The 6,364-nt window shown below is 69.4% G+C and carries 6 protein-coding genes; 1 reads left to right on the top strand and 5 read right to left on the bottom strand.

The genetic code is table 11. The annotated features are described in order from the left end of the window. Nucleotides 1-184: 184 nt before the first annotated feature. The 4 genes from UO65_RS23335 to UO65_RS23320 form a co-directional block, all read right to left on the bottom strand. Nucleotides 185-964: a SigB/SigF/SigG family RNA polymerase sigma factor gene (locus UO65_RS23335; protein WP_035286309.1), complete on the bottom strand. Its 780-nt coding sequence runs from the start codon at nucleotides 962-964 to the stop codon at nucleotides 185-187. After that, the gene (locus tag UO65_RS23330; protein ID WP_035286307.1) at nucleotides 964-1,356 is read right to left on the bottom strand and encodes an ATP-binding protein; all 393 of its coding nucleotides are present in this window, start codon (nucleotides 1,354-1,356) and stop codon (nucleotides 964-966) included. The genes UO65_RS23335 and UO65_RS23330 overlap by 1 nt, the downstream gene beginning before the upstream one ends. A 137-nt stretch (nucleotides 1,357-1,493) precedes the next feature. Continuing rightward, nucleotides 1,494-2,714, bottom strand: coding sequence for an L-tyrosine/L-tryptophan isonitrile synthase family protein (locus tag UO65_RS37535; RefSeq protein ID WP_200873440.1), 1,221 nt, complete (start codon nucleotides 2,712-2,714; stop codon nucleotides 1,494-1,496). A 203-nt stretch (nucleotides 2,715-2,917) separates the two neighbouring features. Continuing rightward, nucleotides 2,918-3,580, bottom strand: coding sequence for a TetR/AcrR family transcriptional regulator (locus tag UO65_RS23320; protein ID WP_035286304.1), 663 nt, complete (start codon nucleotides 3,578-3,580; stop codon nucleotides 2,918-2,920). Between the two features lie 154 nt (nucleotides 3,581-3,734). On the opposite strand from UO65_RS23320, the gene UO65_RS23315 reads away from it, so the two are divergent. Then, nucleotides 3,735-4,331: a hypothetical protein gene (locus UO65_RS23315; RefSeq protein ID WP_152552229.1), complete on the top strand. Its 597-nt coding sequence runs from the start codon at nucleotides 3,735-3,737 to the stop codon at nucleotides 4,329-4,331. Nucleotides 4,332-4,421: 90 nt separating this feature from the next. Here UO65_RS23315 and htpG read toward each other — a convergent pair whose 3' ends face one another. Beyond that, the gene (gene htpG / locus UO65_RS23310; protein ID WP_035286300.1) at nucleotides 4,422-6,317 is read right to left on the bottom strand and encodes a molecular chaperone HtpG; all 1,896 of its coding nucleotides are present in this window, start codon (nucleotides 6,315-6,317) and stop codon (nucleotides 4,422-4,424) included. Between the last annotated feature and the right edge of the window lie 47 nt (nucleotides 6,318-6,364).

The raw sequence follows: 6,364 nt of genomic DNA, 5'->3' as shown, positions 1-6,364 counted from the left end.
AGGGGCCCCGGCCAAACACATCCACCCAGCCGGGCACACCCACCAAACGACCGGGCTCGCGAAGGCACGGCCGAGCACAGCCACCCAGCCGGACACCACCCACCAAACGACCGGGCTCACGAAGGCACGGCCGAGCACAGCCACCCAGCCGCGCACCCCACCGAAACCCCAAGCCTCGATGGAACTACATCTCCGGCCCCAGCTTGCCGCGCAGCCGCTGCAAGGTCTGCGAGAGCAGCCGGGAGACGTGCATCTGCGACAGCCCCACCTTCTCCGCGATCTGCGACTGCGTCATGTTCCCGTAGAAGCGCAGCGTCAGGATCGTCCGCTCCCGCTCCGGCAGCGCCGCGACCAGCGGTCGCAGCGACTCGTGGTAGTCGACCTTGGCCAGTTCCGGGTCCTCGGCGCCGAGTGAGCGCACCAGCGGGCTCTCGCTCTCCCCGTCCTCGCGCGACTCGTCGACCGACATGGCCTGGTAGGCGTTGGCCACCTCCAGCCCCTCGTAGATCTCCTCCACCGGCCGGTCCAGGTGGCGGGCCAGTTCCGAGGGCGAGGGGGCGCGGCCGAGTTGCTGGAACAGCGCGCCGGTGGCCGAGCTGATCTCCAGGTGCAGTTCCTTGAGCCTGCGCGGCACCCGGATCGACCAACTGCTGTCGCGGAAGTAGCGGCGGACCTCGCCCATGATGGTGGGGATGGCGAAGGACAGGAAGTCGGTGCCGCGCTCGGGGTCGAACCGGTCCACCGCGTTGATCACGCCGACCACCGCGACCTGGCGCAGGTCGTCGGTGGGTTGGCCGCGGTTGCTGAACCGGACGGCGATGTGCTCGGCCAGCGGCAGGTGGCCGGTGACCAGTTTGTCGCGCAGCGCCGCCCGCTGGCCGGGGTCGGTGCACGCGGCCAGTTCGACGAACAGGGGAGCCAGGTGGTCGTACTCGCTCGACCTGGTCCGCTCGGTCGTGGGCATCAACCTTCCCCGCGTCGCTTGGTGAGGCACATGGTGAGCCTGGCCGTCCCCGCGGGCCCCGTGTGCACTTCCGAGGTCACCGAGTCGGCCAGCACGGACATGATCTCCCAGCTCATCGTGTCCCGCGAAGGCTGGGACGAGCGGGAGTCCACACTGGCCCGGACGGCGAGGCCGCCGGGCCGGGTGTCGATCTGGCAGTCCAGGGTGCTGCCCAGCACGGCGTGCGTGATCAGCGTGGAGCACATCTCGTCCACCGCCAGGCGCACGTCGCTGATGTCGTCGATGGTGAAGTCCTCGACCATCGCGACGTTGGCCGCCATGGCGCGCACCACCGGCAGCAGCGCGAGGTCGGCGTCGAACTCGACCCGAACCCGTCTTCCGCTCGCGATCATCTGGGGACCTCACCTCCGTCCGGTCCCGGATACCCGCCCGCACCCCGTGGAAACCTCGCGCATCAGAGTCCACTGTGGAGGGCAGCGGACCGACGCCGGGGGCCGTTCCGGTACAGCTCAGTACCAAATCCTCGGCGTCATTGCGGGCAGTGCAGGTAGAAACTGGTGATCCCGCGCTCGTCGACAATGCGGCGCATGTCCGGTCGACCGTGCACGAACATCTCCGGCCGCACCCCCATCCGGTACCGGCCGGTCTTCACCGAACGGCTCAACACCCCGATGCCGTGGTAGGGCAGGAGCCGGGCGCTGAACTTGTACTCGGGGAAAATGCGCAACCCCAGAACCGGGATCGACTTGGTGTGGATCGTGGCGCGCACGGCCCCGGGGAACGCCAGTTCCTCCCATTCCAGATCCGTCGCGGCCAGTTTCATCGCCCGGTACTCGTTGAGCGCCCAGCGCGCGCGCTCCCGGATGCCGTGGAAGTGCTCCCCCCGGTCGAGGTAGGTGGCGCGCAGCTCGGCGTAGGACAGGCCGAGCTTCCGGATGTCGATGCTGGCCATCATGCTGGTCAGCCACCGGTCGTGTTCGTCGGCGCTGATGCCGTCGGCGCACCGGTCGAGGCGCAGCGCGCGGAACCAGGCGTCGAAGCGGCGCTGGAACTGCGGGACGACCGGTTGCAGCACGTCGGACATGTCGTGCAGGCGCAGCACCCGCCCCAGGTCCAGCTCCCGGATGCGCTCGCGCAGCTCGGCGACGTAGTTGACCGCCTCCACCGAGGTCACGCCGAACGGCGAGCCGTAGAAGGTGCTGTCGGAGATGATGTGGAAGACCGCGCCCGGCTCGTGCAGCCGCCCGAGGAGTTCGGCCAGGTTGGCCAGGTGCAGCAGGGCGACGTCCTCGGCGGCGGTGGCGGCGGTGAGGTCGAAGCGCTTCACCGGGTTGCCGATCACGCAGAACGCGGGCAGCACGACCTCCAGCCGCCGCCCCTCGCGCACGCAGGCCTCGACCCGCGCCCGCCACGGCGAGACGGCGCCGCCGAAGGCCGCCCGCGAGTTGAACTGGAAGGCGCGGTGGTTGAGCAGCGCGAGCAGCCGCTCGGCCGGGCCGTCGGCGCGGTGCCGGTCGAGGAACCGCTCCCAGGAGAAGCGCGGGGTGACCGCCGACTCCAGCACCAGCGCGCGCAATTCCGCGTCCAACCGCCGCGGGGAGCGCACCGGTTCCCCGGTGGGGTCCACCTCCGGCCATTCCACCGCGCGCAGCAGCGCCGAATTCGTAATGACCTCGCCGTGCGCGGCGACCGCGGCGTAATCACGGCCCCGAATTCCGAGAGCCGTGCCGAATGGAGGTCGAATGGACACCGCGAATCCCCCCGATTGCCGACGTTGCAATACGGCCAGCATTCGGTGGGGAACCACGTCGTGTCAAGCGCGGGAAAGTTCCCGGCCTATTTCTGACCGGGCCGTGAGCAATTTACCTCCGGTGTTCTATCACCCCGGTCACCCGTCGGGCGGCCCGCCGGGGCCGGGACGACGACCGCGCGGCGCACCCGGCCGGGTGACCCTCAGGGGGTCGGGCGCGGTTCGAAGAAGACCATCAGCGTGTCGGTGAACACGTCCTCCAGGCGGGGCAGCGCCGCGGCGCCCGCGGTGTGCAGGCAGTCGCGGATGCGCTCGGCGGTGCCGCCGACGTAGAGGTCGAAGACCTCCGGCGCCACCTCCCGCACCCCCGGGTCGGCGGCGCGGGCCCGGCGGTGCAGGGCGCGGAAGATGTCGGCGAACCCCCGGTTGACCGCGGTGGTGCGCTCCACCAGCGCCGGGCCCGCGCACAGCGTCTCGATGTAGAGCGACCAGGCCGCGGCGGGGTGCTCGGCGAGGGCGGCGAGGAACGCCCGCCAGGACAGCCGGATGCGCCCCTGCCAGTCGTCGCGGGCCACCGGGTCGAGCGCCGAGCGCAGCGAGACCCCCACGTCGAGCACCGCGGCGTCGAAGGCGGCCAGGAAGCAGGCCTCCTTGCCGTCGAAGTGCTCGTAGAAGGTGCGCCGGGAGACCTCGGCGCGCACGACGACGTCGTTGACGGTGGTCGCCGGGTACCCCTTGACGGCCACCACGTCGAGGATGGCCGCGACCAGCCTGCCGCGCTGGGAGGCGGCGATGTCCTCCCGGCTCAGGCCGTGCCTGCCCCGGGGCAACTGCCGCTCGGACCGCCCGGCCCGCCTGGATTCCACCGATCCATTTTATCACCGACCGACACCCGGATTACGCCGAGCCTTCCACACTTCCACAAAATTGTCCGAACCGATTGCCACCGGGGCTCGGGAATGATTACAGTGACTCTAGGAACACCAACGTTTCTAGACTGACGGGAGTTGTGGGATGCGGGTGCGAAAAGCACGGGCGGCCGGGGTCGCGGTGGCGGCGGCAGCGGCGGTCGGGGCACTGCTGGTGACCTCGGGGACGAGCAGCGCCGAGTCGGTGGAGCTGAGCTACACCGCCACCGGGCAGACGGGCCTGACCGGGTTGGGCGCCACGCTCCCCCTGGGCCCCGGGCAGGCGGACGTGCGCGGTGACCTGCAGGGAGGCGCGCTGAGCGGGACGATCGCGCTCCCGGAGACCCGGACCGACTTCAAGCTGGCGGGGCTGCTGGACACCCACGCCAAGGTGAAGGTCACGCAGGTCGGCGGGCTGACCGGGACGCTGGCCGCGGGCACCGTCGACGTGACCGGGAAGTTCGACATCCAGATCACCGAGGTCGGGCACTTCAACATCGGCATTCCGCTGCCGAATTGCAAGACCACCGCCCCGGTGGAAATCAAGCTGAAGTCGTCCGGGAACTTCAACCCGGCCGTCGGCGGAACCCTCGCGGGCAGCTACCGGCTGCCGAGGTTCGCCGACTGCTTCGTCGACACCGAAATCATCAACTTCCTGGTGGTCGACAAGGACAACCCCATCACCATCGACCTGAAGGTCAAGCAGTAGCCGATCCGGCCGCGGGATGCCACCCGCACGGCCAAGAGCCCCGGCTGTGGTGTGCCGGGGCTCCTGGTCGTGCGCTGTGCCGGTCGGGGGCTAGAGCGAGCGCTCCAGCCGCCCGGCCAGCAGGCGGATGAAGCGGGCGGAGTCGGCCAGCTCGCCGCCCTCGGCCAGGACCGCCATGTCGTGCAGCAGCGACGCGGTCTCGGCCAGGGACTCGTCCTCCGGGCGCTCGGCGTGCGCGGCGCGCAGGCCCGCCACCAGCGGGTGGGTGGGGTTCAGCTCCAGGATGCGCTTGACCTGGGGCAGCTCGTGCCCCATCGCCCGGTACATCTTCTCCAGGTTCGGGGCGAGGTCACCGGAGTCGCCCACCACGCAGGCCGGGGAGGTGGTCAGGCGCTTGGACAGGCGGACCTCCTTCACCGCGTCCTTGAGCGACTCCGACATCCAGGTGAGGAAGTCGGCGTACTCGGCCTTGCGCTCCTCGTCCTCCTCGGTGTCCAGGTCGACCTGGCCCTTGGCGATGGACTGGAACTGCTTGCCGTCGTACTCCGGGACGGCGTCGACCCACATCTCGTCGATGGGGTCGGTCAGCACCAAGACCTCGTACCCCTTGTCCCGGAACGCCTCCAGGTGCGGGGAGTTCTCGATGACCGACCGCGAGTCCCCGGTCATGTAGTAGATGTGCTGCTGGCCCTCCTTCATCCGCTCCACGTACCCGCGCAGCGAGGTGGGCTGCTCCGGGTCGAGGGTCGAGTCGAAGGAGCAGATCTCCAGGATCGCGTCGCGGTTGTCGGTGTCCTGGACCAGGCCCTCCTTGACCGCGCGGCCGAACTCGGTCCAGAAGGTCCTGTACTTCTCCGCGTCCGCGCCGCGCAGGTCCTTGACCGTGGACAGGATCTTCTTGACCAGGCGGCGGCGGATGAGCTGGATCTGCCGGTCCTGCTGCAACGTCTCCCGGGAGACGTTCAGCGACAGGTCGGCGGCGTCGACGACACCCTTGACGAAGCGCAGGTACTCGGGGATGAGCGACTCGCAGTCGTCCATGATGAAGACGCGCTTGACGTAGAGCTGGATGCCGCGGTGCGCGTCGCGCATGAACAGGTCGAGCGGGGCGTGCGAGGGGATGAACAGCAGCGCCTGGTACTCGAAGGTGCCCTCGGCCGACATCTGGACCGTCTTGAGCGGCTCGGCCCAGTCGTTGGCGATGTGGCGGTAGAACTCGGAGTACTCCTCGGCGGTCACCTCGCTCTGCGGGCGGGCCCAGAGGGCCTTCATCGAGTTGAGCGTCTCCACCTCGGTGGTGGGCTCGCTGTCCTCGTCGACGGCGGGCTTGGTGGTCTCCATCCGGATGGGCCAGGTGATGAAGTCCGAGTACCGCTTGACGATCTCCCGCAGCTTCCACGGGGTGGTGTAGTCCGTGAGCTGCTCCTCGGCGTCGGCCGCCTTGAGGTGCAGGATGACCGAGGTCCCCTGCGGGGCGTCGGCCACCGGCTCGATCGTGTAGGTGCCCTCACCGCCGGACTCCCACCGGGTGCCCTCGGCCTCCCCGGCGTAGCGGGTCACCAGCTCGACCTTGTCGGCCACCATGAAGCTGGCGTAGAACCCCACCCCGAACTGCCCGATCAGGTCCTGCGCCCCCGCCGCGTCCTGCGACTCGCGCACCTGCCGCAGGAACTCCGCGGTGCCCGACTTGGCGATGGTGCCGATCAGCCGCACCACGTCGTCGCGGGTCATGCCGATGCCGTTGTCGCGCACGGTCAGCGTCCGCGCGTCCTTGTCGACGGCCAACTCGATGTGCAGGTCGTCGGTGTCGACCTGGAGATCCTTGTCCCGGAACGCTTCGAGGCGCAGCTTGTCCAGCGCGTCCGAGGCGTTGGAGACCAGCTCGCGCAGGAACGCGTCCTTGTTCGAGTAGATCGAGTGGATCATCAGCTGCAAGAGCTGCCGGACCTCGGCCTGGAACTCGAACGTCTCCACCTGGGCGGTCACTTTTTCCTCCTAGCAAGTCCAAAGTCCGCGCGCGATGTTACCGGCCG

Source organism: Actinokineospora spheciospongiae, from assembly GCF_000564855.1.
Taxonomy (GTDB): domain Bacteria; phylum Actinomycetota; class Actinomycetes; order Mycobacteriales; family Pseudonocardiaceae; genus Actinokineospora; species Actinokineospora spheciospongiae.
The sequence above is the reverse complement of the archived record's forward strand: the minus strand, read 5'-3'. Positions and strand labels throughout refer to the sequence as shown.